Source organism: Ornatilinea apprima (genome assembly GCF_001306115.1).
Classification (GTDB): Bacteria; Chloroflexota; Anaerolineae; order Anaerolineales; family Anaerolineaceae; genus Ornatilinea; species Ornatilinea apprima.
On sequence record NZ_LGCL01000002.1, the window covers coordinates 23416 to 48229 of the forward strand.

Here is a 24814-nt window from a genome sequence, read left to right on the forward strand (position 1 = left end):
GGAGAAATTATGTTTCGTGAAATGCGCCGAAAAAAACAACAACTGCCGAACGAGATAAGCGAACGAATTTTAGAGACCGGTCTGGTTGGGGTATTAGGTGTAACCGGTGATGAGGATTATCCTTATACGGTTCCGTTGAATTACGTGTATGAAAATGGAAAAATCTATTTTCATTGCGCCAAAACCGGGCATAAGCTGGATGGCATTCAAAGAAACAATAAGGTGTCGTTCTGCGTCATCGAGCGAGACGAAATCGCTGCCGAAAAATTCACCTCTTTTTTTCGAAGTGTTATCGCATTTGGCAAAGCCAAAATAGTGGAGGATGGAGTTGTAAAGAAACACGCTCTGATGCTATTGGTACGCAAATATTCACCCGGACTGGAAGTCGAAGGCGAAAAAGTAATCCAAAAGGGGTGGAACAACTTGAATGTTGTGGAAATTGAGATGGACCATGTAACGGGCAAAGAGGCGATCGAACTGGTCAATAACAAGGAATTCTGAAGTTTCAGGGCAAGGCCCGGTTCTGTTGCCGGATTGAGTAGAAGATGATTGTCCTATTCTTTTGTTGAGAATACCATTTGGAGAATCTGGAGCGATGCATGGAAAACCTGGTTGACATATCCAAAGTTCAAGAATTTTCTGAGACTCTTAAAACCAACCTTGAAAAAGTGATCGTTGGAAAAAGCGAAACCTTGCAGCTGGTTGTGATCGGTCTGCTCAGCCAGGGTCATCTGCTGATTGAAGACGTGCCGGGGGTGGGAAAAACTATGCTGGCGCGCAGCCTGGCAAAATCATTGGGGTGTAGTTTTCGGCGCATCCAATTCACCCCGGATATGCTGCCCAGCGATGTAACGGGTGTATCCATTTTCAATCAGGTTTCCCGCGACTTTGAATTTCGCCCTGGCCCATTAATGGCTCAAATCGTCCTGGCGGATGAAATCAACCGCGCCACTCCAAAAACCCAGGCGGCCTTGTTGGAAGCAATGGAGGAACGGCAAATCACGGTAGACGGCACGACCTACCTGCTACCAGAGCCCTTTATGGTGATGGCAACTCAGAATCCAATTGAATACGAAGGAACCTTTCCGCTGCCAGAAGCGCAGTTGGACCGTTTCTTGATGAAAGTAAAGCTGGGCTATCCGGGGTTAATGGATGAAATTCGCGTTCTGGAGCTGCAGCAACTAAAACATCCCATCCAGTCTCTGGAAGCGATGATTAGCATTGAAGAGGTTCTTAAAATGCAGCAAGAAATCCGCAAGGTTTACGCAGCTCCCGGTATCAAGCGATATATTGTAGAAGTTGTTCGCGCCACCCGCGAGAGCGCGGATGTATACCTGGGCTCCAGCCCAAGAGGGAGCCTGTACTTATTCCGATCCAGCCAAGCTAGAGCAGCTATTTTGGGGCGAGACTTTGTTTTGCCGGATGACGTAAAAGCCCTTGCCGAGCCGGTACTGGGTCACCGTATGGTGGTTGATCCTTCAGCACGCCTGCGAGATATCTCGGCCAGTTTGATCATTAGCGAGGTATTAAAATCGCTTCCGGTTCCTGGCGGTGATTTCTCCAAGAATTGATGATGATCAAGGTCACCAGGACTTTTTGGGTGGTGCTGGCTCTGCTGGCCGCGGTTACCGCAGGGTACATGTGGACGCGTTCCAGTCTCTTTTTGCGCACGATCTTCCTGGGAATTCTGTTGATTTTAGTCAGCATGGTTTTGGCCAGGGTCTCGGTGGCCTCTTTACGTTTCTCGCGTAGTGCGCGAGAACAGAGATTAGAGCTGGGAAAAATTCTGGAAGAGCGAATCGAAATATCCAATAGCGGGTATTTCCGAAAACCCTGGCTTGAAGTCCGCGACTGTTCTACTTTTCCTGGTACGTTGACGTCCCGCGTTCTATCAAAGATTGGCAAACATGAGCTGCGCAACTTTTCCAGCTATTCCTTGTTACGGCAGCGCGGAAATTATCACCTGGGGCCAACTCGTCTGGCGGCCGGTGATCCGTTTGGGCTTTTTGAGGCTGAAGTTGAATTTGCTTCCACCCAAAGTGTTCTGGTGCTGCCTTATATTGTTGACCTGCGCTGGTTTCCGTTTCCGCCTGGATATTTGCAAGGCGGCCGGGTCTTCCGCCAAAAGACACTGGAAGTAACTCCCCATGCTGCCGGGGTTCGTGAATACGCCCCCGGCGACTCTCTGAACCGCATCCATTGGCCGACCACCGCGCGGCGCGAGCGGTTGATGGTAAAAGAATTTGAAAAAGATCCACAGGCGGATGCGTGGATATTTTTGGACGCTCAGCGAGGTACTCACCATTGCATCGCGGAGAGAACGGAGAAGGAGAAAGAGCAGTTCTGGTTTTGGAAGACTCAGCAGGATTTCAAATTGCCTGAGGATAGTTTTGAATATGCTGCCAGCCTGGCGGCCTCGGTAGCCAAGTACTGGATACGAAATCAGCGGGCTGTGGGTTTTTGTGCGGCAGGACAACGGTTTATCACTTTACCCGCAGAGCGTGGCGAAAGACAATTGGGGAAAATATTGGAGATACTGGCGTTAGTAGACTGTCTCGGGAAGATGCCGTTGTTCGCACTTGTAGAGAGCCAGGCGCCACATTTGGTGAAAGGCAGCACTGTGGTGTTGATTACCGCTTCGGTCGGTGATCAGGTGTTGCTTTCAGTTGATTCACTGATCCGCAGAAGCTTGAAACCCGTGGTCATTTTGCTGGAGCCTGCCAGTTTTGAGATGGAGGGTGATAGCTCGCGCCTGGTAACAATGATCCGCGCGCGGGGTGTTCCTTGCGCAGTGGTGCGCTGCAATGATGATTTGCAATCATCTTTGGAAAACGGTTTCAGCCAGGCGGTTTAACTGGTAACCCCACCATTTTTCTAATCGGTTTGTTTCTTATCTTCCTCGCAGGGCGTTACCTGAATGGAGACTGGCCCATGCGTTCCTTCCAGTTTATGGGTGCCATCGCAGAGGGGAAACTTTTTTGATTTGAAACACCGGCATAGAGATACTTTTTCTCCAGGGTGAAGGGTAACCCAGGTTTTCAGGTAACCATTTTTCTCTTCGGTAGAATGTTCAGCCATTTTTATCTCCAGGCGTAAATATATGGCCCTGTTCTGATGAGGCGTCTTCTGCCAGAAGCTGAAACGCATGCGGAAGGACCGGGGAAACAAAGTTGAAATTTTCAACTGCGGCTTTGGGACTGCCCGGGAGGTTGACGATCAGGGTTGCTTTACGAATGCCCGCCACAGCCCGAGAAAGCATTGCGTGAGGGGTTTTTTCAAAGCTTTTCATTCGCATATATTCAGCCAGGCCAGGCGCGCTGCGTTCGATGACTGCCAGCGTGGCTTCGGGCGTGACATCTCGTGGTGCAAAGCCAGTTCCACCGGTGGTGAGGATCATTTGCACCACATGTTTATCACACCATTCGATCAAGTAGGCTTTGATTTTTTCCGCGTCATCTGCAACAATGGAATAATCCGCTACCTGCCAGCCCAGGCGAGTAACTTCTTCAATCAGCGCCGGCCCTGAGAGGTCAGGTCGCTCGCCGCGTGAGGAGCGGTCGGAAATGGTGAGGATGGCAACGGCTGGCATGTTTATATTTCCTTGAGCAAATGAATAAGGATATCGGGCATGTAGGGTTTTTGAAGAAAGTAATCTGCACCGGCATTTTTTGCTTGATGTTTATAATCGATGCCGGATGTGAGGATGATTTTCATTGAATTGAAATCTTCCATATTACGAATGGATTGGGTCAGATCCAGTCCATTACTAAATTTTAACAACACATCCATGAGCACTATGTCTGGTCTTTCGGCCTGCAAAATGCTGAATAGATCGGTGTCTGATTTTTCGTCAATCACCACCACCTCGAATCCTTCAATTTGAAGAAGGGTTTTCAGCAGGTTCAGCATGGTGCGGTCATCTTCAACCAGCAAGATTTTTTTGGACATCCGAATCCTCCTGTGATGTGTCTTCACAAGTATGAGGTTTCTCTTCCAGCGCCTGCGCAATGATTTCATTGATGGTATCGACCATGATAAACTTCATCTGCTTTTTCATTTCATCTGGAATATCTTCAAGATCAGGTTCATTCTCGCGCGGCAAGAAAATGGTATCCAATCCGGCTCGATGAGCTGCCAAAACCTTTTCTTTCACGCCGCCGATGGGCAGCACCTGCCCGCGCAGGGTGATTTCGCCCGTCATACCGATGTTGGATTTTACACAGCGATCTGTGAGCAAGGAGACTAAGGCGGTAACAATGGTTACGCCGGCGGATGGACCGTCTTTGGGCTGGGCACCCGCAGGGATATGGAGGTGGATGTCGGTTGAGGTGTAAAAATCCGGGTCGATTTGATATTCGGCTGCGTGGGAGCGGACATAGGAAAGCGCAGCTTGGGCCGACTCTTGCATGACTTTCCCAATTGAACCTGTAACCTGAAACCCTTTCGAGCCTGCCATACGGGTGGCTTCAATGAATAAAACATCTCCACCTACAGGGGTCCAGGCCAGGCCAGTGGCAACACCGGGCAATTTGGTGCGAGTCTGCACTTCGGAATTTTCAAAGTATTTTGGCCGCCCAAGATATTCTTGCGCCAGTTCAGGTGTGATTTTCGCCTGCTCCAGTTTGTGTTCGGAGATATTCGTTGCCACTTTACGGCAGATCGCGCCGATTTCTCTTTCCAGATTTCGCACACCGGCTTCTCGTGTGTGCCGGCGGATGACAAATGAAATGGCATCATCTTCAAAGGTAACTTCATGTTCAAGCAGCCCGTTTTCTCGAAGCTGGCGGGGAATGAGATACTGGCGGGCAATAGCCAGTTTTTCTTGCTCTGTGTAACCGGCCAAACGGATAATTTCCATACGATCCAGCAAGGGAGCTGGAATGGTTTCCAGTTGGTTGGCAGTTGTGATGAACATCACCTGAGAAAGGTCCAAGCCAACTTCAATATAGTTGTCGCGGAATTCGTTGTTCTGCTCGGGATCCAGGACTTCAAGCAAAGCTGAAGCAGGATCTCCACGGAAATCGGAAGCGAGTTTGTCGATTTCGTCGAGCATAAACACCGGATTGATGGATTCAACCCTGCGCAGCGCGGAAATGATCCGGCCGGGCATCGCGCCGATGTAGGTGCGGCGATGACCGCGGATTTCTGCCTCGTCGCGCACGCCACCCAGAGATAGGCGGATGAATTTTCGGCCCATCGCCCGCGCAATGGAGCGGCCTAAAGAGGTTTTTCCAACGCCAGGAGGGCCAATGAAACAAAGGATAACGCCTTCGCGTTCGCGGCGCATCAAGTCAGAATATTCTTCTTGCTTGAATTGTTCAGCGCGCTCCAGACGAAGTTTGCGCACAGCGAGAAATTCCAGGATTCTTTCTTTTACATCATCCAACCCGTAGTGGTCTTCATTCAAGATCGTGCGGGCGTGGTCAATTTCCAGGTTATCATCGGTCTTTTTTGACCAGGGGATCGAAACCAGCCAATCCAAAAAGGTGCGGATTACACCATATTCTGCGGCGGCGGTTGGCAATTTAGCCAGGCGGTCCAATTCGCGGGTGGCTAGTTTTTTGGCTTCTTCGGGCATTTGGGCCGACTCAATTTTTTCGCGGAACTCTTCGATTTCAGCAGTCTGTTCATCGCCTTCTCCCAGCTCACGCTGGATGGCTTTGAGTTGCTCGCGCAGGTAATATTCTCGTTGAACTTTGTCAATTTCAGAGCGGGCTTCGTTTTGAATTTTCTGACCCAGCTCTAAGACCTGGCTCTCTCTGGCCAGAATTGCAGTCAGGCTGCGCAATTTTTCCATCACCGAATCGATAACCAGGATTTTTTGCGCATCTTCAAGGTCAATCCGTTGAAAGTTGGCGATGACGTAGGCGACCTGAAGCGGATCCTCAATCAAGGAAACTGACGTAACCAACTCTCGGGGAACCGAAGGGATCATCTCGGCAATGCGGGTGAACTGATCACGAACATTTCGCGCAAACGCCTCGATCTCAATTCCCGTTTCAATTGTCTCTGGAATGGCAGTTACTTCGGCGAGCAGGTAAGGCTCTTCTTGTGAAAACGCGCCAATTTTGCAGCGCAAAATACCATGAACCAGAATTCTAATGGTGCCATCGGGAGCGCGGAAAAGGCGCGAGATTTTTGCCACAGTTCCAATATCATAAAGATCATCTGGCCCTGGGTTTTCAAGATCGGGATTCTTGGATGCGACCAGCGCGATGATCCGGTCTCCCGCGACAACTTCATCCACCAGCTTGATGGAGCGTGGCTGACCGATTGTCAGCGGGATCGCTGTTTGCGGGTATGCAACCAGCCCCCTTAATGGTAGAACCGGCAGCGATTTGGGCAGAGAGGATCTGATCGAGGCTTCGAGGTCATCTATGTTGTGATCTTCCTGATCGTCTTTTTGTTCTGCGTCAAGGTCATCATCTAAAAACAGTTCAAAATCGTCTGACAAGTTTGTATGATCTTTCATAGGTTCGTTATTTGGTCGAAAAGGAGCATTAATCATTTTGTATGTTAATTTGCCTGGGTTGAGCTTTTGGCAAGGCGATATCCAGGAAACCATTCTCGTATGTAGCGGTGACTTCTTCGTACGCGATCAGCGCTGAAAACGCTATTTCAAAGTGAAATTCTCCATAGTGGATTTCCATTTGGTGAAACGCGCGTTTCAGTTCAGGGTCTTTCCGGATTCCACGAATGGACAGTAAGTTCTTTTCGAGAATGATGGTAAAGTCTTCTTCATTCATCCCGGCGATTTCCATGCGAATGATATATTTATCATCGATTTCAAAAATGTCTACCGGGGGTGTCCACGTTGTCGGCAGGTTTTGCTCCCAGCGGTTTGCCGAGGAAGAAAAATAGAACGATTCGGTGATCGTCGTTTCTGGGGAAGGTTTTGATGTGATTCTTGTTTTAATCAGGATCATTGTATTCCTCTCTTCCATTTCGTTTGAAATGAAGGAGCGTTTGGTGAATATACATAAATTTTACCGTTAATCTGTGGCGGATGCCCACGATGTGCACCAGGTTTATTCGCAGTGAACACCAACTAATACCAATATCTGATTGGACTGAACGTGAATTAAAACATGAGCGCCCCTGGCGGGAGTCGAACCCACAACCAACGGCTTAGAAGGCCGCTGCTCTGTCCATTGAGCTACAGGGGCGAATAGGTTATGAGCTAACTGGGCGTATGCCTTTATATACTCGCATGCCCGTCAGCGTTTGTAAGATGGTGTTAGCCGTCTTTCCGGTGACTTCTGCTAACTGAATGGAGTTCATGGGAACATTTCCGTTAGCCAGCAAGGTTCGAAATACAGATTCCACCAGGGTCGTTTGTAACGTGATAAATCCGGCCTGTCGGGCGCAATGTGAGATCAACACTTTCTGCAAGCCATCCACTGAATGTACTTCCGCTGTTTCCGGGTCAATCCAATCCACACAGCTTTCTTCATTGGTGTTGGTATACATCTTTTGGTGCTCTTCGCATAGACAACTGTATAGGTGAACACGCCAGTTATTATCATGGTTTTTCCACCAATCAAAATCTATGTGAAAAGCAGTGTTGAGCGTGGGTCTTATGAGGCTGAATTTTGTGTCATCACTCATGCTCACGCACCTTCCTCAGTAGTGTCATTCATGCGGAAATACAAATCACCGAGGTGGGTAATTCTAGGATGGTTGATCAATACCGAGAGAATGGGGCCTGGTGGGCAACGACGGAGAACATTGATGGATGCGTACAGTTCTTGAGCATGTACATGCCCCTGCGGAATCAATTTGGAAAGTTCATGCAGGATGTTGAACAGCTGTTTTTCCAATGAACCACGCAAGTTTTTTCCCTCTGACCACAATTTTGCAATCGCGGCTTCATCGGGAATGTACACAACCATGCGGTCGTCGAAGCCACTTGAAATGACCTGCTTGAGCATCGAAAACGTTAACTGACTTTCTGAATTGACCAATGCGCAACGAACCCAATCGCGGGTTGTGCGGCGGTTATCGGTGGTGATAACAACCTCTCCGGGCATTTTTCCTGGTGAAAGGAAAATCAGACTGCCGGGAATAACGCCGTGTTCGCTGTACCATTCTTTCAGGCCGGATACATATTTTTCTTTGCGAACCACCCATCCGCTGAATTTTTTCCCAGTGGCTCCATCTACAAATGTAAAGGTCACGCGGGGAGCTTCGTAGGCGGTTGGAAAAAGTTGTTGGAATTGATCAGACAGCGGCAGCGTGCCCGACTGCCAATGTGGGTAAATTAATGTCAGGGTTACTTTATTATCATCGCCACAGGTGCTGCAGGTTTCTTCTAGTTCATCGAACACATCATTACCGAGCATGCTGATTAAATCTTGAACCTGGTCTTTATCATATTGCACCGGTGAATATTTTAAGAAGAGCGGGGGTTGTTTAACCTCTTCAGGCTCCATGCGGTATAAGAACCACAGTGTCTCTCCCGAAGGCCCAACTTCGTCGAAGCGTGGATCTTCCTGAAGTGCGTAGTTCAAGGAAAACTCGGTCAATTTCTGGTTGGTGTCTGTTGGCAGGTCAATCTGCTCCAAGATTTGCTCAGTTGTGAGCGGTCCACCGTCCGCCATTTCGAGTACTGCTTCGGCGAGGTTAAGATAACCCATATTAACGTCCACCAAAAGCGCGCGCGGGAACCACCGGCCAGCGATTTGTACCAGTTCCTCATTGCTTTCCAGCGCTTGTTTCATACGATCAGAAAGCAATTTCTTGTAATTACTCAAGACCGAATTTCGTGTCAGTAAGGGGTCGTCGGTGTTTATTTCTATTGGCCGGTTAAGGATATGGTCGGACAAATTAGAGGCGAATTCCATTTGGTCGCCATTTTCAAATGCCACCCGAATTACGGAAAATTCAGATATTTCTGGATTGTTTCCTTCTCGAATGGATGTTACTTTGCCCTTTTTCCAGCCTTTGGCCGGGAATAGCAAATTTTCTCCCACCTGGTATGCGCCTGCAGGTTGGTAAACCCTTCCATTGGGGCGATTCGTGCTCAGGAGCTGCTCTTTTTCAATCCGAATTCGTTCGTCGATCAATGCGGAGAGCAGTTCGCTGGTGGTCAGAGGTGTTTCAATTTCTAGGAGATGATTATAGAGAAAATCTAAATCACTCTCGGTGAAGGTGAATTTTTCCCAATAATCCGCTCGTATTCCTGGTTGATTCATGATGCGCATCACTTTGTCTGTTGAGTATTTCCAAAAAATAATTATACCTTAGCTTTTCATTCTCACAAGATTTTTTGGACATCCATATCATGGATAGACGTTAACCACCCAATCATACGGGTTGACCTGAACACCATTTACCCACACTTCCCAATGCAAGTGCGGCCCGGTTGATCGCCCAGTGGTCCCAATCAGTCCAATTTGCTGGCCGGGAGATAAAAAATCCCCCACAGACACCATGATTTCAGATTGGTGCCAAAAACCAGAAAAGATGCCTTGTCCATGATCGAGTATAACGGCGTTTCCACGCACTTCCAGGGGCCCCGCGAAAACCACTTTTCCACCCGCAGGGGCGTAAATGTTGAGGTTGTTGGCGCAAACGGCGAAATCAATTCCTGTGTGATAATATTTGAGAACTCCACCGTTATACTCGCGGTCGCTGCCATACCCGGCGCTGACACAAGGTTCATCAATGGGATAGACAAATTGTCCATCCCAGTATTTTTCGGGGGTGATGACGCCGGTGATTTGGCGCACCAATTTCTCTTCAGGTTCTGTTACGGTCGGATCGATCAGACGTGGATCGACATCCAGCGGCGCCCCCTGGCCGTAATTGATATCCACCAAAAGAACAGGCTGGTTGAAGTGAATGGAGTTGTCTGTTGATGAAATGGAAAAATCGTACAACCCCGGATCAATAGTGGCTTCGATGCCTTGCAGGGCGGTGTACTGATTGTCTCCTGTTGGGAAGAAATGCAAATCGTGCGATCCCAGCTTCCCCGATATTTCGACGGGCGCTGTTGTTTGGATTTCGATGCTGGTAGTGACCCCTTGCTGCAAGGGAAGCGGTGTGATGTTGATGGATTTGATGTTGGTAGAAAAACTGGTGATAGCAGATGTTTCGTTACTATTCGCAAAAAGAGACTGCCCGGGAACAATCCTTTCCGGATTCGGGATGGCATTGATGTGAGATATGGACCACGGGTTTTGGGCTTGCGCCGCGCTCCAGCCGAAAACGGATTGGCTGCCGGCAAGTGGTGTGACGCGAATAGCCGAAGGAGCCTGGTCCACAATGGGTAAGATTAACTGGGTGCCAGCGTAGATTTCTGTGGGGCTGGTCAGGCGGTTAAGTAAAATGATCTGTTCCTGGCTGACGCCGTATTTGATGGCTAAGGATGGAAGGTTTTCACCCAACCCGACCGTTTGTATTGTAAGTGTGTCTCCGATGCCTTCAAACGCAGGAACTTTCAATACATCACCGACTGCCAGTTGGTTTGGGTCGGTTAGGTTATTGAAATTAATAAGCTCTTGAAGGGTAACACCAAAAAGGCTGGCAATACTGCCAAGAGTATCACCGCTTTGGACGATGTAGGTTGGATACACGGGTATCTCTTGCGCCGAAACATTTTGAGAGAGACTGGCTCCCAAAATGATGATGCTGAGAATGATTGCGGAGATAGTTTTATTCAATCGGTTCAATGGATATTTCATCACCTATAGTAAAGTCTCCAAAACGGGAGGAATTCGTTTCTATTGTAATACAAGCTGGCGAAGCTGGCATATAGAATAATCGCCAGGCTCGCGCAAGTTGCACGTCTGCCACCCGATTTTGGTGGTTGACCCAAATCACAGCGATGTCAAAATTCATGAACAGCATATGGATGGCCGCGTTAATACGGCTTTCGGATGGATCGCGAAAGATGATGGCTGCGTACGGGGCAATCTCTTTTTGCAGCATGAGGCCCCGAAATTTTGCCCAGAACGACGAGCAATCTGCTGCGAACAGGGGAGGGGATTCTGGTTTTGAGCGGTTGGTGATTTTTAATGTTGGCGTCATCAAGTCAGAGGTGTAATGGACAAAACTTTCTCAACGCTGGCGACTAGCTCATTAGGGTGGAATGGCTTGCTGATGTAGTCTTCAACTTTGGCGATATAAAGCCCTAATACTTTATCAATCGGTTGGGATTTGGCGGTGATCACAATAACGGGTACGTCTCTGGTTTTTTCATCAGACTTGAGGATGTGATACAAATCCCACCCATCAAGATCAGGCATCATCAGGTCCAATAATACCAAGTCAAAGGATTCGTTGCGGATGGCTTCGAGTCCATTACGGCCGCCCTGCGCTCCTTTTACTTCGTAACCGCGCCGGCTGAGGATGAGACTGACCAGATCGATCATTTCCTGGTCATCTTCAATGTATAATATTTTGGCGTGCGTATCTGCGCTCACACCATTCTCCTTGTATAACCAACCCTGTTCCATATTAGTTTACCATAGCCACAGGATTAAGAAAAATCATGAATGAATTTCAAATTGCAACCTGGAATGTTAATGGGATTCGCGCCGCCATCCGCAATGGTTTCTTGGACTGGCTCAGCATCTATTCCCCCGATGTGGTTTGTTTGCAAGAGGTGAAAGCTTTTGAATCTCAAGTTGAGGTAGATTTTTCCACGTATGGTTACCAACCCATCTGGAATTCAGCCCAAAAGCCGGGTTACAGCGGCGTGCTGACGCTTACAAAGACACCGGCCGATGAGGTGAAATTTGGGCTGGATGATGAGCGTTTTAATGACGAGGGGCGCGTGATCCGTCACCGGTTTGGTTCAGTTTATCTTTACAACATTTATTTTCCGAATGGTCAGCGCGGACATGACCGTGTAGCCTATAAACTTGATTTCTATGCGTCTTTGCTGGCGGAGTGCCAGGCGTTGTTCGACAAGCAAAAAAGTATCATTATCACTTGGGATTTCAACACAGCGCACCAAGAGATGGACTTGGCTAATCCCAAAGAAAACCAGAATACTTCTGGATTTTTGCCTGAGGAGCGTGAAGCGGTTAGCGAGTATTTGTCGAAAGGGTTTATTGATGCCTATCGGAGACTGCACCCCGAGACGGTGAAATATACCTGGTGGACCTACCGGTTTCAGGCGCGGAAGCGCAATATTGGCTGGCGGTTGGATTATTTCCTAATGAATGAGGCCGTCTTTTCAGCCACGAATGATGTGGTGATTTTGGATGAAGTTAATGGTTCGGATCACTGTCCGGTAATTCTTCATCTGGACGCGGAGAAACTGGCTCAATTGAAATAGAGATGCGTCCATAGGCGCGCCACATGCGCTCGAATTTGGCCTCGGGAATCCAATCAACCTTGGGGCTGGATAGGGCAGAGTTGATAAACCCCCAGCCTTTTTGGGCATCATAAGCGGAGAGGATGAGGTAATGTGCCCACGGTTTGGGGCGCAGTTCGCCTATGATCAGGATCGTGTGAATGTTGCGCACCAGATTGGAGAGAAGGATTTCGGGCCGGGTGAATAAGCGCCAGCGGGCTTTTACCCCATGGGCGCCGAATTGTTCGCACACTCCCCACGGAAAGGTCGCCCAATTCTTAATGCGCTGAATCACTGGGAAAAGCCCTTTCCAGGCAATTTTATTCATGAGTTCGCCCAACTGCTCACCGCGGATGTCGGTTTTTTGCATGTAATTGAGCAAAATGGCAGTGCAATAGGGCCCACAGTCGTTGCTCTGGCCTTGAAATTGGTGCTTTTGAAGGTATTTTGGGGTGTGAGAAGATTCAATCATCGTGAAATGGTTTCTCATTTCTGGAGTATAATGCTACCAAACAAGTATACTTTGGTTTATTCTGTTGAACAATCTTTTCGCAAGGCAGTTAACTTTAAGGAGCGGAGGACATCCATTCGTGCTGGCCAAACAACGTATTTTGCTGGTTGATGACCATGAAGTAGTTCGTTTAGGCCTTAAAGCCCTTCTCGGCCACCACTCTCAGTTTGACGTGGTGGGGGAGGCTGTTAACGCCAAAGAAGCCGTTGAGCAGGTAGAAAGACTTAGGCCGGATATTGTGTTAATGGACATTCGGTTGCCGGGCGCATCGGGTATTGAGGCATGTGAAGAAATCACGCACAAGTTTCCTGAAACCAGGGTGGTTATGCTGACCTCGTACGCGGAAGACGAAATGTTGTTTTCGGCGATCCGGGCAGGCGCGTCTGGGTATGTGCTGAAGCAAATTGCGGGAGATGACCTGATCCGCGCGTTGGAAGCGGTGGGGCGGGGTGAGGCATTGTTGGATACGGCGGTTACGCAGCGCGTATTTCAGGAAGTGCGCCGCGCTGTGCGGGAAGAAGAGGCTTCTGCTTTTGCGAATTTGAGTCAACAAGAGCGGCATGTACTGCTGCTGGTTTCGGAAGGAAAAACCAACCGTGAGATCGCGAAAGCGTTATTCCTCGGCGAGGGAACTGTTCGCAATTATGTGAGCAGCATCCTTTCGAAACTGGGGGTCAGCAACCGCGCCGAAGCCGCTGCATATGCAGTTGAGCATAATTTACGAGACTATCTTTAGAGAAACCGAAAGCCGCCCGGTTATCGGGCGGTTTTTTGATTCCATAGGTTTTGCATATGCAGGGCGTCTTCTTCCATGATGGGGCTTTCGCAGAGAATCCTTCCGGCACAGCGCATATCCGCGAGGGCATCCAACAGAGCATCCAGGTTCAAATCAGACTCCTGAAGCGGAAGATGGTTCTTTTCACCCTTGTCACCATACTCAATGCCCGACAGGTGAATATGCAGACGTGAAAGGCTGGCGTCCCCCAGTGCTTGTTGGTATTGCGTGAGTATTTCTTTCCATTCTGCAAAGGTGTTCACAGAGCCATCTCCGGGCCGGGCGTGTAAATGCGCAAAATCCAGGCAGGGTTCAACGCCTTGAACGGTTTTGCTCATCTCCAGCGTGTCTTCCAGGGAACCCAGCATGGCGGATTTTCCCATTGTTTCGGGTCGTAAAATCACCGGGTTTCCCTGGTCGCGCAGCTCGCGAATACAGGCTGCGAGGCGCGGTATGGCCACTGCAAGCACGGACTCGGGGGGCTGGGAAAAGTAAGAGCCGGGGTGAAAAATTATATCGGTAGCGCCCGCTAGAAAACCATAGTGCGCGGCATCCATCAGACGCTGGCGAGATTTTGGCCACTCATCGGCATTGGCATTCAGGTTGATGAAATAGGGTGCGTGAATGCTGATAGCTACATCTAATTGCGTTGAGGTCTCTTTGATTTCCTGACAGGTGGCTTCGGTAACGCGGACGGCGCGAACCCAGCCCAATTCCAGGGCGGAGAGGCCAATTTCTTTCAGGTATTGGATAGCGCCTACACTCCCACCGGGTTTTTTGGGTGTCGCGATAGGTGAACCAACCGTTCCGAAACGAAAAGGGTCAGCCATTTCTTCTCCTTGGCGGAATTACTATTGGGCAAGCAAAAAGGGTATCAAGCGAGGTCCTAAAATCAGAACCCCGATCACTGCGGCAGCGCTGGCCGCGATCAGCACGGCAGCCGCGCCAACGTCTTTTCCAATTTTTGCCAGGGGGTGAAATTTGGAGGTAGCCAGGTCCACCGCTGTTTCAAGAGCTGTGTTAATAAATTCAGCCATCCACACCATGCCGATGGATAAGATCAGCACGGCCCATTCCAATGAAGAGCACTGCAGCCAAAAGGCCAGGCTGATGACTAATGCAGAAACTAACGCATGGATCCAGGCATTTTTCTGGGTACGGATGACGTACCCCAATCCAGAAAAGGCGTATTTGAAGGATTTTATGCGGCTGATAATGAAGTCATCCAAGGTCGGCTTCCTCACCAGGAACGCGTCCCAGGTCGCAAGAAAGAGATTTCAAGATTTCTGACTGCGCTTTCCACATGCGGTCTTTTTCATCGGGGGTGGCGTGGTCATACCCTAACAAATGCAGCACGCCGTGTGTGATGAGGAGAGTGATCTCGTTATTGACGTGATGGCCCGAATTTTCCGCTTGCCGCAGCGCAGTGGGGTAGGAGATGATGATATCCCCAATGTATTCGGCGTTGCTGTCTGGGTCTAGCTCGTTTGAGGGAAATGACAAAACATCGGTGCTGGCGTCGATACCGCGATAATCCAAATTCAACTGCCGTAAATAATCGTCATCGTCAATCACAATGGACAACTCAACCTGTTTGTTGATGCCTTGCTGCGCAAGCACGGCTTGAACGACAGGTTCAAATGGAAAACTGTGCAAGAGGGGCTGAAAAGGCTCCGCGATCACCTGGTTAACGATAGGTTTCATCCATTTGACTCTTTTCACTGATGGGAATGGTTACTGACTGGTGGCTGGCTTCCAGTTTCAGGTTTGAATCAGCCGGCTTCTTCTTCATTTCAGGATACTTGATCCGAGGGTGATATGTGTTTCTCAAGGTGTTAATGAAGGATTCGGCAATGAGGCTCAGGTCCCGCAATGTCAAATTGGTATCATCGAGCTGCCCAGATTGTTTGATGAATTCAAAGCTGGAAAAAACCAGGCTGCGAATCTCATCATCGTCTTTGGGAAGTTCAGCCCGCGCGCGGGCTTCGACGCCATCGGCCAGCATGATGATACCGGTCTCGCGAGATTGCGGACGCGGGCCGGGGTAGCGGAAATCATCTTCATTGACCAGTGACGGGTCTCCGTTGGCGGCTTTGAGTGCCTGCGTATATTGGTAGCGTGTGATCAATGTTCCGTGATGCTCGCGAATAAAATCCTGGATGCGGGGTGGAAGGCGGTATTTTCTGGCAAGCTGCACGCCTTCGGTTACATGGCGGATAATCGTCTCTGAGCTCACACGCGGATCAAGGTCATCATGTGGGTTGAGATTGTCGTGGACCTGATTTTCGATGAAGAAGGATGGATTAAGGGCTTTACCCGCGTCATGGTGAAGCGCGCCTACCCTGACCAGCAACGCATCCGCGTTGATGGCTTTGGCGGCTTGCTCGCCTAAATTAGAAACCATCAGGCTATGCTGGTAGGTGCCTGGCGCGTTCTGCAAGATGAATTGAAGCAGCGGATGGTCTGGCCGAGAAATTTCCAATAATTCAAGGGAAGTTGTTTTCCCTAATACTTGCGAGAATAAATATTGCAGTAAAAGAGCCAGGCTGGCAGATGCCATTCCGTTAAACAAAGCGGCACCCACCAGGGTGGCGATTCCGATCCAGTCAGTTACAAAGCCTGGAAGGCGATACGCCAAGATGACCGCGGAACCCGCGCCAAAGATGGCCACACCAGCCCAAAAGAAGTGTGCGATACGGCGGCCTTTGCCTAAAATAAAAATTCCAAAAAAGGTGGAAAGGACATAGAAGAGGGTTAAGTCCAGACTATAAGGCAGACCATAGGCGGCCAAAATACTCAGTAACAGGGTAAGGATCATTCCCAAACCCATGTTGAAAAGGCTGGCCAGCGTTATACCAAACGCTGGCAGGGGAAATAAATACGGCATAACGGTCCGGTTAGGAATAAGAAACCGAGACGCGTAGAGGAATACCAAAAAACTGAAGGAGATCAGCAGCAGACTGCGGGGATCTTGCAGAACATTGCTTTTAGTTTGCGTGAGGTAAAGAAAAATGAAAACGCAGATGACAGCGACTAAAACCGAGGAGGCGACCAGGTTTTCGGTATACCCTTGCTGACTGACCAGCCCGAATTGAGAAAGGGCTTCCCAGATGGCAGGGGTAATAATTTGACCGCGCTGGACGATCAACTCACCGGCGATGTATTTGCGCGTTACCGGTGTAACCGAATCGCGCGCGGCCTGGCGAGAAACCTCAGTCTGTTCTTCGTTGTAAAGGCTGTTGGGAGTAACAAAAGGTATAACCAACTCAGATACTATTTGAACCTGGTCTGAGGATAAAGAAAAACTAACCAAAGTTGGGACATTGCGTTGAAAATCGTAAACCCGATCATCTCGAATGGTGTTGCGCATAACCTGTTCTAATACAGTGAGAGCCTCGCCTTGAATGATCTCCCATCTTTCAGTGGAGAGGGCCAAGATTCTCTTGGCCATATCTTCGTTGACACGAATATCTTTGACTGCTTTGAGGTCAGAGATCTTGTTTTGGTAACTGGCGAAGGAATCGGCACGAACAGAACTGATGTAATTCAGGGAAATGCGCAGTTTTTCAATTTGTTTTCGGGCGATGGCAGGGTCGGCGGCGTTATAAATGGGGGCGACATTGTGTTCAGCTTCCAGGCGGGCCTGTTCGCTCAATACATCACTGACATACGACATGGTGCGCGGCGCCTGGATATCTTCCTGTGCTACTTCGCCAACGCGAATCGAGTACTCTGAGGGGCGAATGGAAATAGGCATAACCAGGGCCACAAGAGAGAGCAGCCCTGTTACGATCAACAGCAATAACTGAGAATAAGGGGTTTTTAACAGTTGGCCTGCTTTACCCCGAATGTTTGACAATCTAACCTCAATTACTTAATAATTGTTTCACTACCTGGCTGGCCAGTGAATTTGGCGCTTGACCCTGCAGCCGCGGCAGCAGCTCTTTCATGACTTTGCCCATTTCCGCGGGCGTGGTAGCGTTCATTTCTTTAATGACAGCTTCCGCGATTTTGCGCACATCGTCTTCCGATAACTGAGCAGGCAGGAAACTTTCCAGTACACGAATTTCGTCCAGGTTGGCGTCGATCAAGTCTGTGCGGTTGAGTTTTTTTGCGCCTTCAATAGACTCGTTGCGCATCTTAATCTCTTTTTGCAGGAGAGAGATGATGGTCGCGTCATCGAGGCTGGCCCTTTTCTCGATTTCCTGCAGCTTGATATTCGACAAGGCCATGCGGATGGTGCGTTTGCGCGTATCATCGCCGGCTTTCATGGCCAGTTTTAATGCTTGTTCAAGTTCTTCTTTCTTATTCATGGATTTAATTATACCTTTTTTATACTTATTTTGATCGGAATTGCTTTTTGCTATAAGGTAATATAGGGTCGAATTTGCTGGAGTGTTTTCTCTCCAATGCCATTGACCTTCAGCAAATCGTCAATGGACTGAAACGGTCCGTGGGTTTCGCGGTACTTAAGAATATCACTGGCTTTTTGTGGCCCAATACCGGGGAGGGCTTCAATTTCTTCATAGCTGGCGGTGTTGATGTTAATTTGAGTGCTGCTAGAATCTTCTGTGTACGTCTCGATCTTCTCTCCCTGCAGAGGGACAATGATTTTCTGACCATCTGAAATGAAGCTTGCCAGATTTATCTTTGTCTGATCGGCTTGTGGGGAGAGCCCACCGGCGGCTTGAATGGCATCTTGCAGCCGGGATGGGCTGGCTAATGCATACACCCCGGGGTTGGCTACCGCGCCCGAAATATGAATCCAAACTGGCTCGGCGGTGTAGGTGGGCAAGACAATAACTGGCTCATTCAGCGGCGGACTGGAGACGAAAAGGATAAGGCCTGCGCTTAACAAGCCAATCAGCACGCCAATGGCGATGAGCGACCAAGGTTTATAGCTGGTGGGTTGAGATTCCATACCTTATTCAGTATATCCACAGCCGATTTTGTGTCAAGGAAGCGATTATTTTTTTTTTCAAAAAGACCGTCCTGGTTGGCCGGGTTTTTGCATGAAGCAAGCAAACAAAAAATATCTCCATTTCCGCTGACAGCAGAAATGGAGACGCAGCGATTACTTTAATCCTAGAGAGATACTTTTTGATCGTTTTCTCTGGCGACCATAGCCTTAAAAGCGGCAATGGCAACCTCAATCATATCCAGCGAGGGTTCGCGGGTGGTGAGGTGCTGCAATGCCAGGTTCGGTTTGATTAACCATTGAACAACCGGAGAATCGAGGTGCTTTCCCGACCAGCGGATGTATTCATAGGCAAGACCAGCCACTACTGGAATGAGAAGCACGCGGCTGGCCAGTCTCCAAGCCAGCGAAAGCGGGCCTAACGCTGAGAAAATGATAATGGAGAACAGCACCACGGTCAGCAAGAACGCGGTCCCGCAGCGGGCGTGTTCAACTGAGTATTTTTTGACATTCTCGGGTGTCAGATCCTCGCCTGCTTCAAAGGCGTTGATGGTTTTATGCTCTGCACCGTGGTAGGCAAACACCCGCTGAATGTCTTCCATTTTTCCAATGCCCCAGATGTAAGCCACCAGAATGACCAGCCGGACCAAGCCTTCAACAAGGTTACTTACCCATGCGCTCCATCCCAACCAGCGCTGCAACCCTTCTGCCGCGGCGGCTGGCAACAAAAAGAATAGAGCGATGGCGACCGCAAATGAGCCCACCAGGGTCAGAATAAGAGAAGCGCCCTCAATTTTCTCGTCTTCACCGGTTTGAACATTGGCTGATACCGTCAGAAAGCGAGTGCCCAGCCCTAGCGCGTCCCATAGAATAATGAGACCGCGCAGGAGGGGGATTTTTCTAATCTCAGATTTGTAAATACCAGATAGGTTCTCGTCTTGAATAATGATTGAGCCATCTGGCGCGCGCATAGCAGCAGCCACGGAGTTTTGGCCGCGCATCATCACACCTTCAATGATAGCCTGCCCACCATACGAGGGGAGTTTTTCGGGAGAGTCCATCGTTTTTCCTGCTGTAAGGTATTTAGCCTATATTGTAAAGAAAATGAACAATAGTATCGATTCCCTTGTAGAAAGTTGGGAGGTGCAGCCTTTCATTCGGAGAATGGATGTTATCTTCTGGCAGACCAAAACCGGTCAAAATGGATTGCACACCCAGGATTTCTTGTAGATCCGTCGTAACCGGGACGCTGCCGCCTTCGAGTTTGAACACAGGTTTCACTTGAAAGGCGGTTTCAAGCGCGTGAGCAAATGCGATGGTTGCTGGCTGGTCTGGGTTGATCAGCAGAGGTGCGCCACCAGATAATTTCTTGGCTTCCCATTTGACGGTGGGGGGCATTTTCTCTTGGAGAAATGCCAGCAATTGTTGGTAGACCTTTTCATGATCTTGGTTGGGTACCAGGCGGGAAGAGATTTTTGCGATGGCGTATGAGGGTAAGACGGTTTTTTGGCCTTCGCCAATAAACCCTGAATACAAACCATGCACTTCTAGGGTTGGGCGTGCGCCCAGGCGTTCCACGGGAGTGAAGCCTTTTTCACCCCACAGGGCGGGGGCGCCTGTCTGGCGCAGAAAATCGTCATCGCTGACCGGCAGGCGGGATAATTCCGCGCGTTCTTTTTCATCGAGCACGCGCACATCATCATAAAATCCGGGCAGGGTTACTCGGCCGTTTTCGTCGTGCATGGCCGCGATCACTTCTGCCAGGGCTTGCGCCGGGTTATGCACAATCCCGCCAAACAGGCCTGAGTGCAGGTCGTGGTCGGGACCGGTTACTTTAATTTCAAAGTAAGACAATCCGCGCAGCCCGTAGGTGATAGCGGGGATGTTTTCTCCCACCATGCCCGTATCGGGGTTGAGAACAAAGTCACAGGCCAGCAGATCTTTATGGGCGCGAATTGCGGAAGCCAGATTTGGCGAGCCAATTTCCTCTTCACCTTCGACAATGAATTTGATATTGACTTTTAATCCGCCGGTTTTGAGGGTGGCGTCGACTGCGGCAATACAAGCCAGTATTTGACCCTTCATATCAGATGTTCCACGGCCAAAAAGCAAATCACCGTCTTGTACTGGATCAAAGGGGTCTGATTTCCATAACTCCAGCGGATCCGGTGGTTGAACATCGTAATGGCCGTAAATCAAAACAGTCGGATACGAGGAATCAAGAATTGCTTCTCCATACACGGCCGGATTTCCGGCGGTAGGCAGGAGCTGCACATTCTTCATACCTATCTTTGATAAATAGGCGGCGATCCAATTTGCCGCTTTGAGCATATCTTGATAATTTTCTTGCGAGGTGGAAATGGAAGGGATTTTGACGAGTTCTTTTAAGTCAGCAAGGGTTTGATGTCGTTGGCTTTCGGCAAGCTGGATGGCAGCGCTTCTTTGATCGTACATTTTTTGCTCCTGTTCATTCGATAAACTGCGTTTCTGATTATACGTTATTAAGAAGATAATTGCGAACAATTGAATTTGTCTTACAATTATCTTAAAATAAATTGTGCAATTTGAATTTGAATATGCTAGAATAATTTTATATCTGGATTCGGTGGTCAGCCACAGCCCGTGCTGAGACTGGCGCCGGGGATGATCTCCGGTGAAAAGTGCCGCCTTCCTGTAATCCACCGATCCTATGACGAAAAATAAGCAACTTGTTGACTTGTTAAATAATTGTTCGCGGTTAGCAATACCGTTCATCCGGAATGCTAACGCGTACTCCCATGCATTACCGTTGAGCTACATTGCTGATAGCTTCAATGAGCCACTTACCGGGGATAAGTGGCTTTTTCATCCTTTTGATTGAACTGGTGTAATGAATGGAGACGAGATGATTATCAAAAACGGTAAAATTATTACCTGGGAAAAAGAGAACCGAATATTGGATGGACAGGCGATCTTGATTCAGGGAGATATGATTAAGAAGATTGCTCCTGTTGAGGATCTGCTGCGAGAATATCCAGGAGAGGAACTGGTTGACGCCAAAGGGCAATATGTGATGCCGGGCAATATTTGCGCGCATACTCATTTTTATGGTGCCTACGCGCGCGGGATGGCCATTCCGGGGGCTGCTCCGAAAGACTTTACCGAAATTCTACAAAAATTGTGGTTTCGATTGGACCAGGCTTTGGATGAAGACAGCGTGCGCGCTTCGGCGTATGTCTGTATTTTGGATGCGATCAAGCATGGAACGACGACTCTGATCGATCACCACGCATCCCCGAACTTTATTGATGGTTCATTGGATGTCATTGCTGATGTGGTGGATGAAACGGGTATCCGCGCTGCGCTTTGCTACGAGGTTACTGACCGGGGCGGTGAAGGACGAATGAAGGCTGGCGTGGAAGAAAATATGCGATTCATCCGAAAGGTGCAGTCCTCCCGCCCTGGTGATGGGCGGTTGAGCGCGTTATTTGGGCTTCATGCAGGTTTGACCCTATCTGAAGAAACCCTGGATGCCTGCCGGAGGGCAAATAATGTGGGGGCAGGATTCCACATTCACGCGGCAGAAGATGCTGCTGACGAATATGATAGCCTGACGAAATCGGGTTTACGGACGATTGACCGGCTGCAGAAGCATGGGATTTTGGGAAGAAACAGCATTGTCGCGCACGCCGTACATGTAGATATAAAAGAGATTGATATCCTGGCAGAAACGGGCACCTGGGTTACGCACCAGCCTCGCTCCAATATGAACAATGCAGTTGGTATGGCTCAGGTGGAAGGCATGCTTAGGTCAGGTGTTCGCCTTGGACTGGGAAATGATGGGATGTCGAATGATATGTGGGAAGAGTGGAAGGCAACTTATTTTGTGCATAAGTTGTGGCACCGCGATTCCCGCAGGATGCCGGCTTCATTGATCGAACAAATGGCTGTGTACAACAACGCTGAGCTGGCGACTGACCTGTTCAACGTGGGCAAAATTGGGAAAATTGAGCCAGGCGCTCAGGCAGACCTGATCTTTGTGGATTATCATCCTTACACTCCTCTCACCACCGGAAACCTGCCCTGGCATATTGTATTTGGTTTCCACTCCAGTATGATCACCACCACGATGGTGGCAGGCAAGTTCTTAATGCAGAATCGTCAATTGATTTGGATTGATGAAGAAAAGATTGCGCGTGAAGCGTTGGGGTTCGCGCCAGATGTTTGGAAGCGATTCGTAACTATCTCGCAAGAAACCTTGGAGGCATGATGAAAGATCCCATTCTCGATAACATCAAAACGATTTCGATCATTGGTGGAACAGGAAAAGAAGGGAAAGGCCTGGCCTACCGGTGGGCGAAAGCAGGCTACCAAATCATCATCGGATCGCGCAGTAATGAAAAAGCCGAAACAGCTGCTGCCGCAGTGAGAGAGCTGCTTGATGGCGTGGGTGTGGTTGTGGGTAAGGAAAACGCAGCAGCGGCCCAAGAGGGTGATATTGTTGTTCTTACGGTGCCCTTTGCTGCCCATGTAAGCATGCTGGAATACTTGAAGCCTTATTTGCAGGGAAAAACGCTGATTGATGTAACCGTGCCGCTGGTTCCGCCCAAGGTTACGCGCGTGCAAATGCCGCCGGCGGGTTCCGCCGGGTTGGAGGCGCAGCAAGTTTTGGGCGAAGGGGTGGCGGTAGTGACCGCTTTTCAAAATATATCGTATGAGAATCTTTTGGAAGGCGAAGATGTGGATTGTGATATTCTGGTATGCGGATCTTCCAAAGAGGCGCGAGAAACAGTCCTGGCTTTAGTGAAGGAAGCCGGTCTGATTGGGTGGGATGCCGGCCCATTGGAAAATTCCGTTGTCGTAGAAGGGCTGACCTCTATTCTCATCGGAATTAACAAACGGTATGGAGTTACCTCTTCCGGAATTCGCATCACAGGCGTTCCATTGAAATAGCTGACTGAGCCAATGTTGTTGGTTGGGCACCTATAAGAATTTGGATAGCAGGAAACCATGCCATTAACCCTTACAACCCTGCGGAACATGCCAGAAATTCACCCTGGCGACAACCTGGTGGAACTGATTCTCGAGGCAATGGATGCTGATCACGTGCCGGTTGAGGATGGCGATATTCTTGTTCTGGCACAAAAAATTGTATCCAAAGCCGAAGGCCGCCTGGTCAATCTGGTGGATGTTGAGGCTGGTGACCAGGCACTTCAGGTCGCACAAGTGGCGCAGAAAGATCCCCGGCTGGTAGAGCTGATCTTGCAGGAAAGCCGGGAAGTTCTGCGGATGCGGCCTGGCGTGATCATCGTGGAGCACCGCAATGGATTTGTCTGCGCGAACGCGGGAATTGACCATTCCAATGTGAGGGGTGAAGGTAAAGACCCCCAATTATGGTATCTGTTGTTACCCAAAGACGCAGACCAGTCTGCGCGAGAGTTTCGGGCCGAAGTATGGCGGTTGATTGGGGTAAATGTGGGTGTGTTGATTATTGATTCGCACGGCAGGGCCTGGCGAAATGGGACGGTTGGCATCACCATCGGATTGGCTGGTGTTCCTGGAATTGTGGATATGCGCGGCATGCAGGATATGTATGGGTACCGGCTGCAAAATACGCTCATCGCGGCGGCAGACGAACTGGCTGGCGCAGCTTCATTAATGATGGGACAGGCCGACGAAAAATCGCCTGTGGTGATTGTAAAGGGATTCCCTTATCCACTCAAGGAATCATCGAGTTTGAAAGAACTGATTCGATCGAAAGACCAAGATCTATTTCGATGATTTATGCAATTGCCTCACTGTTTGATATAAAAACCGATGATCGCACAAGAGAATTGTGGGACTGGATACAGTGCGTTTGTAGTTTGGATGGGATATCCATTTCTCCCATTCCTCATTTTTCCTGGTTTGTGGGCGAATCACTCCTCAGCGGGGAGGTGGAACAGGCGTTGATCGCTGCGGCTAAGAATTACCCTCCTTTTGAAGTGAACGTGGTGGATATCGGAATTTTCACTGGCGACCACCCCATTGTGTATTTGGGATTGCAAAAAGATAAGACGTTGGTGCGGCTTCACCAAACAATGCGGCAGGCGATCTCACAAAAAACCAATGGAACCAGTCTTTTTTATGAACCAGATCAATGGATTCCGCATATTACCCTGGCTTATCACGAGCACGATGTGGAGCGATTAGCCTGCACGGTGCGTCAGCTTGTTTTTCGGTTTCGTCCCATGAAGCTGAGCGTGAAAGAAATTGGCCTCATTTATCAGAACCTGGATCAATATGGTGTTGCAATGAAGTATGCTTTCACAGGGTAGACAAATCAAG

At 49.2% G+C, this 24814-nt stretch carries 28 protein-coding genes and 1 tRNA gene; 9 read left to right on the top strand and 20 right to left on the bottom strand.

The genetic code is table 11. The features are described from left to right. Positions 1 to 9: 9 nt before the first annotated feature. The 3 genes from ADN00_RS00115 to ADN00_RS00125 all read left to right on the top strand — a co-directional run bounded on the left by ADN00_RS00115 (position 10) and on the right by ADN00_RS00125 (position 2854). Complete coding sequence (locus ADN00_RS00115; protein WP_075060927.1) at positions 10 to 501, top strand: pyridoxamine 5'-phosphate oxidase family protein; 492 nt, start codon at positions 10 to 12, stop codon at positions 499 to 501. A gap of 98 nt (positions 502 to 599) precedes the next feature. Beyond that, positions 600 to 1571 carry an AAA family ATPase gene (locus tag ADN00_RS00120; protein WP_152966193.1) on the top strand — a complete coding sequence of 324 codons (972 nt, stop codon included), beginning with the start codon at positions 600 to 602 and terminating at the stop codon, positions 1569 to 1571. Positions 1572 to 1573: 2 nt separating this feature from the next. Beyond that, positions 1574 to 2854 (top strand): DUF58 domain-containing protein, encoded by a 1281-nt coding sequence (locus ADN00_RS00125; protein ID WP_075060928.1) that lies wholly within the window; start codon positions 1574 to 1576, stop codon positions 2852 to 2854. Between the two features lie 20 nt (positions 2855 to 2874). Here ADN00_RS00125 and ADN00_RS00130 read toward each other — a convergent pair whose 3' ends face one another. The 11 genes from ADN00_RS00130 to ADN00_RS00180 form a co-directional block, all read right to left on the bottom strand. Then, positions 2875 to 3078 (bottom strand): CDGSH iron-sulfur domain-containing protein, encoded by a 204-nt coding sequence (locus ADN00_RS00130; RefSeq protein WP_075060929.1) that lies wholly within the window; start codon positions 3076 to 3078, stop codon positions 2875 to 2877. Then, complete coding sequence (locus ADN00_RS00135; protein WP_075060930.1) at positions 3071 to 3589, bottom strand: MogA/MoaB family molybdenum cofactor biosynthesis protein; 519 nt, start codon at positions 3587 to 3589, stop codon at positions 3071 to 3073. The genes ADN00_RS00130 and ADN00_RS00135 overlap by 8 nt, the downstream gene beginning before the upstream one ends. Before the next feature lie 2 nt (positions 3590 to 3591). Further along, complete coding sequence (locus tag ADN00_RS00140; protein WP_075060931.1) at positions 3592 to 3948, bottom strand: response regulator; 357 nt, start codon at positions 3946 to 3948, stop codon at positions 3592 to 3594. Continuing rightward, positions 3923 to 6472: an endopeptidase La gene (lon, locus tag ADN00_RS00145; protein ID WP_082389754.1), complete on the bottom strand. Its 2550-nt coding sequence runs from the start codon at positions 6470 to 6472 to the stop codon at positions 3923 to 3925. Before lon ends, ADN00_RS00140 begins: the two co-directional genes overlap by 26 nt. Positions 6473 to 6500: 28 nt before the next feature. Next, positions 6501 to 6926, bottom strand: coding sequence for an Hsp20/alpha crystallin family protein (locus tag ADN00_RS00150; RefSeq protein WP_075060932.1), 426 nt, complete (start codon positions 6924 to 6926; stop codon positions 6501 to 6503). A gap of 167 nt (positions 6927 to 7093) precedes the next feature. Continuing rightward, a tRNA-Arg gene (locus tag ADN00_RS00155) sits at positions 7094 to 7166 on the bottom strand. A 7-nt stretch (positions 7167 to 7173) separates the two neighbouring features. After that, complete coding sequence (locus ADN00_RS00160) at positions 7174 to 7608, bottom strand: hypothetical protein (protein ID WP_075060933.1); 435 nt, start codon at positions 7606 to 7608, stop codon at positions 7174 to 7176. Positions 7609 to 7610: 2 nt separating this feature from the next. Further along, positions 7611 to 9203, bottom strand: a complete 1593-nt coding sequence (locus ADN00_RS00165; RefSeq protein ID WP_075060934.1) for a hypothetical protein — start codon at positions 9201 to 9203, stop codon at positions 7611 to 7613. Between the two features lie 78 nt (positions 9204 to 9281). Continuing rightward, a complete protein-coding gene (locus ADN00_RS00170) occupies positions 9282 to 10685 on the bottom strand; it encodes a LysM peptidoglycan-binding domain-containing M23 family metallopeptidase (RefSeq protein WP_075060935.1) in 1404 nt (467 codons plus the stop codon). Further along, entirely contained in the window at positions 10657 to 11031 is a 375-nt protein-coding gene (locus tag ADN00_RS00175) for a DUF192 domain-containing protein (protein WP_075060936.1), read from the bottom strand. Before ADN00_RS00175 ends, ADN00_RS00170 begins: the two co-directional genes overlap by 29 nt. After that, positions 11031 to 11426, bottom strand: a complete 396-nt coding sequence (locus ADN00_RS00180) for a response regulator transcription factor (protein WP_236691451.1) — start codon at positions 11424 to 11426, stop codon at positions 11031 to 11033. The genes ADN00_RS00175 and ADN00_RS00180 overlap by 1 nt, the downstream gene beginning before the upstream one ends. 68 nt (positions 11427 to 11494) lie before the next feature. On the opposite strand from ADN00_RS00180, the gene ADN00_RS00185 reads away from it, so the two are divergent. Next, entirely contained in the window at positions 11495 to 12286 is a 792-nt protein-coding gene (locus tag ADN00_RS00185) for an exodeoxyribonuclease III (protein WP_075060938.1), read from the top strand. Here the strand turns inward: ADN00_RS00185 and ADN00_RS00190 are convergent. Further along, entirely contained in the window at positions 12219 to 12776 is a 558-nt protein-coding gene (locus tag ADN00_RS00190) for a hypothetical protein (protein WP_075060939.1), read from the bottom strand. The two genes, ADN00_RS00185 and ADN00_RS00190, sit on opposite strands and share 68 nt — an antisense overlap. A 118-nt stretch (positions 12777 to 12894) precedes the next feature. On the opposite strand from ADN00_RS00190, the gene ADN00_RS00195 reads away from it, so the two are divergent. Then, positions 12895 to 13551: a response regulator gene (locus ADN00_RS00195; RefSeq protein WP_236691452.1), complete on the top strand. Its 657-nt coding sequence runs from the start codon at positions 12895 to 12897 to the stop codon at positions 13549 to 13551. 20 nt (positions 13552 to 13571) lie between these two features. Here ADN00_RS00195 and ADN00_RS00200 read toward each other — a convergent pair whose 3' ends face one another. The 8 genes from ADN00_RS00200 to ADN00_RS00235 all read right to left on the bottom strand — a co-directional run bounded on the left by ADN00_RS00200 (position 13572) and on the right by ADN00_RS00235 (position 20962). Continuing rightward, a complete protein-coding gene (locus ADN00_RS00200) occupies positions 13572 to 14420 on the bottom strand; it encodes a TIM barrel protein (protein WP_075060940.1) in 849 nt (282 codons plus the stop codon). Positions 14421 to 14441: 21 nt separating this feature from the next. Then, entirely contained in the window at positions 14442 to 14819 is a 378-nt protein-coding gene (locus tag ADN00_RS00205; protein WP_075060941.1) for a diacylglycerol kinase family protein, read from the bottom strand. Beyond that, the gene (gene ybeY, locus ADN00_RS00210; protein WP_075060942.1) at positions 14812 to 15294 is read right to left on the bottom strand and encodes an rRNA maturation RNase YbeY; all 483 of its coding nucleotides are present in this window, start codon (positions 15292 to 15294) and stop codon (positions 14812 to 14814) included. Before ybeY ends, ADN00_RS00205 begins: the two co-directional genes overlap by 8 nt. Further along, entirely contained in the window at positions 15278 to 17347 is a 2070-nt protein-coding gene (locus tag ADN00_RS00215; protein ID WP_152966194.1) for an HD family phosphohydrolase, read from the bottom strand. Before ADN00_RS00215 ends, ybeY begins: the two co-directional genes overlap by 17 nt. A gap of 109 nt (positions 17348 to 17456) precedes the next feature. Further along, positions 17457 to 17903 (bottom strand): GatB/YqeY domain-containing protein, encoded by a 447-nt coding sequence (locus ADN00_RS00220; RefSeq protein ID WP_075060944.1) that lies wholly within the window; start codon positions 17901 to 17903, stop codon positions 17457 to 17459. A 50-nt stretch (positions 17904 to 17953) separates the two neighbouring features. Beyond that, a complete protein-coding gene (locus ADN00_RS00225; protein ID WP_075060945.1) occupies positions 17954 to 18511 on the bottom strand; it encodes a helix-hairpin-helix domain-containing protein in 558 nt (185 codons plus the stop codon). Between the two features lie 164 nt (positions 18512 to 18675). After that, a complete protein-coding gene (locus ADN00_RS00230) occupies positions 18676 to 19569 on the bottom strand; it encodes a DUF1385 domain-containing protein (protein ID WP_075060946.1) in 894 nt (297 codons plus the stop codon). Between the two features lie 22 nt (positions 19570 to 19591). Further along, positions 19592 to 20962, bottom strand: a complete 1371-nt coding sequence (locus ADN00_RS00235; RefSeq protein ID WP_075060947.1) for a dipeptidase — start codon at positions 20960 to 20962, stop codon at positions 19592 to 19594. 430 nt (positions 20963 to 21392) lie between these two features. On the opposite strand from ADN00_RS00235, the gene ssnA reads away from it, so the two are divergent. From ssnA to ADN00_RS00255, 4 genes are read left to right on the top strand one after another with little or no spacing between them, the layout of a single operon-like run. Next, a complete protein-coding gene (ssnA, locus tag ADN00_RS00240) occupies positions 21393 to 22757 on the top strand; it encodes a putative aminohydrolase SsnA (RefSeq protein WP_075060948.1) in 1365 nt (454 codons plus the stop codon). Further along, complete coding sequence (gene npdG / locus ADN00_RS00245; protein ID WP_075060949.1) at positions 22757 to 23440, top strand: NADPH-dependent F420 reductase; 684 nt, start codon at positions 22757 to 22759, stop codon at positions 23438 to 23440. The genes ssnA and npdG overlap by 1 nt, the downstream gene beginning before the upstream one ends. A gap of 57 nt (positions 23441 to 23497) precedes the next feature. Then, positions 23498 to 24268 (top strand): coenzyme F420-0:L-glutamate ligase, encoded by a 771-nt coding sequence (gene cofE / locus ADN00_RS00250; protein ID WP_075060950.1) that lies wholly within the window; start codon positions 23498 to 23500, stop codon positions 24266 to 24268. After that, positions 24265 to 24804 carry a 2'-5' RNA ligase family protein gene (locus ADN00_RS00255; protein WP_082389757.1) on the top strand — a complete coding sequence of 180 codons (540 nt, stop codon included), beginning with the start codon at positions 24265 to 24267 and terminating at the stop codon, positions 24802 to 24804. Before cofE ends, ADN00_RS00255 begins: the two co-directional genes overlap by 4 nt. The last annotated feature ends 10 nt before the right edge of the window (positions 24805 to 24814 follow it).

What these genes read in the sequence shown, in the direction of transcription:
- ADN00_RS00140 (WP_075060931.1), bottom strand. Translation starts at nt 3,948, where the DNA reads ATGTCCAAAAAAATCTTGCTGGTTGAAGATGACCGCACCATGCTGAAC.
- ADN00_RS00235 (WP_075060947.1), bottom strand. Translation starts at nt 20,962, where the DNA reads ATGTACGATCAAAGAAGCGCTGCCATCCAGCTTGCCGAAAGCCAACGA.
- ADN00_RS00190 (WP_075060939.1), bottom strand. Translation starts at nt 12,776, where the DNA reads ATGATTGAATCTTCTCACACCCCAAAATACCTTCAAAAGCACCAATTT.
- ADN00_RS00135 (WP_075060930.1), bottom strand. Translation starts at nt 3,589, where the DNA reads ATGCCAGCCGTTGCCATCCTCACCATTTCCGACCGCTCCTCACGCGGC.
- ADN00_RS00230 (WP_075060946.1), bottom strand. Translation starts at nt 19,569, where the DNA reads ATGGACTCTCCCGAAAAACTCCCCTCGTATGGTGGGCAGGCTATCATT.
- ADN00_RS00120 (WP_152966193.1), top strand. Translation starts at nt 600, where the DNA reads ATGGAAAACCTGGTTGACATATCCAAAGTTCAAGAATTTTCTGAGACT.
- ADN00_RS00215 (WP_152966194.1), bottom strand. Translation starts at nt 17,347, where the DNA reads ATGCCTATTTCCATTCGCCCCTCAGAGTACTCGATTCGCGTTGGCGAA.
- ADN00_RS00125 (WP_075060928.1), top strand. Translation starts at nt 1,574, where the DNA reads ATGATCAAGGTCACCAGGACTTTTTGGGTGGTGCTGGCTCTGCTGGCC.
- ADN00_RS00150 (WP_075060932.1), bottom strand. Translation starts at nt 6,926, where the DNA reads ATGATCCTGATTAAAACAAGAATCACATCAAAACCTTCCCCAGAAACG.
- ADN00_RS00175 (WP_075060936.1), bottom strand. Translation starts at nt 11,031, where the DNA reads ATGACGCCAACATTAAAAATCACCAACCGCTCAAAACCAGAATCCCCT.
- ADN00_RS00225 (WP_075060945.1), bottom strand. Translation starts at nt 18,511, where the DNA reads ATGGAATCTCAACCCACCAGCTATAAACCTTGGTCGCTCATCGCCATT.
- npdG (WP_075060949.1), top strand. Translation starts at nt 22,757, where the DNA reads ATGAAAGATCCCATTCTCGATAACATCAAAACGATTTCGATCATTGGT.
- ADN00_RS00170 (WP_075060935.1), bottom strand. Translation starts at nt 10,685, where the DNA reads ATGAAATATCCATTGAACCGATTGAATAAAACTATCTCCGCAATCATT.
- cofE (WP_075060950.1), top strand. Translation starts at nt 23,498, where the DNA reads ATGCCATTAACCCTTACAACCCTGCGGAACATGCCAGAAATTCACCCT.
- ADN00_RS00165 (WP_075060934.1), bottom strand. Translation starts at nt 9,203, where the DNA reads ATGCGCATCATGAATCAACCAGGAATACGAGCGGATTATTGGGAAAAA.
- ADN00_RS00255 (WP_082389757.1), top strand. Translation starts at nt 24,265, where the DNA reads ATGATTTATGCAATTGCCTCACTGTTTGATATAAAAACCGATGATCGC.
- ADN00_RS00130 (WP_075060929.1), bottom strand. Translation starts at nt 3,078, where the DNA reads ATGGCTGAACATTCTACCGAAGAGAAAAATGGTTACCTGAAAACCTGG.
- ybeY (WP_075060942.1), bottom strand. Translation starts at nt 15,294, where the DNA reads ATGAAACCTATCGTTAACCAGGTGATCGCGGAGCCTTTTCAGCCCCTC.
- ADN00_RS00115 (WP_075060927.1), top strand. Translation starts at nt 10, where the DNA reads ATGTTTCGTGAAATGCGCCGAAAAAAACAACAACTGCCGAACGAGATA.
- ADN00_RS00200 (WP_075060940.1), bottom strand. Translation starts at nt 14,420, where the DNA reads ATGGCTGACCCTTTTCGTTTCGGAACGGTTGGTTCACCTATCGCGACA.
- ADN00_RS00160 (WP_075060933.1), bottom strand. Translation starts at nt 7,608, where the DNA reads ATGAGTGATGACACAAAATTCAGCCTCATAAGACCCACGCTCAACACT.
- ADN00_RS00185 (WP_075060938.1), top strand. Translation starts at nt 11,495, where the DNA reads ATGAATGAATTTCAAATTGCAACCTGGAATGTTAATGGGATTCGCGCC.
- lon (WP_082389754.1), bottom strand. Translation starts at nt 6,472, where the DNA reads ATGAAAGATCATACAAACTTGTCAGACGATTTTGAACTGTTTTTAGAT.
- ADN00_RS00220 (WP_075060944.1), bottom strand. Translation starts at nt 17,903, where the DNA reads ATGAATAAGAAAGAAGAACTTGAACAAGCATTAAAACTGGCCATGAAA.
- ssnA (WP_075060948.1), top strand. Translation starts at nt 21,393, where the DNA reads ATGATTATCAAAAACGGTAAAATTATTACCTGGGAAAAAGAGAACCGA.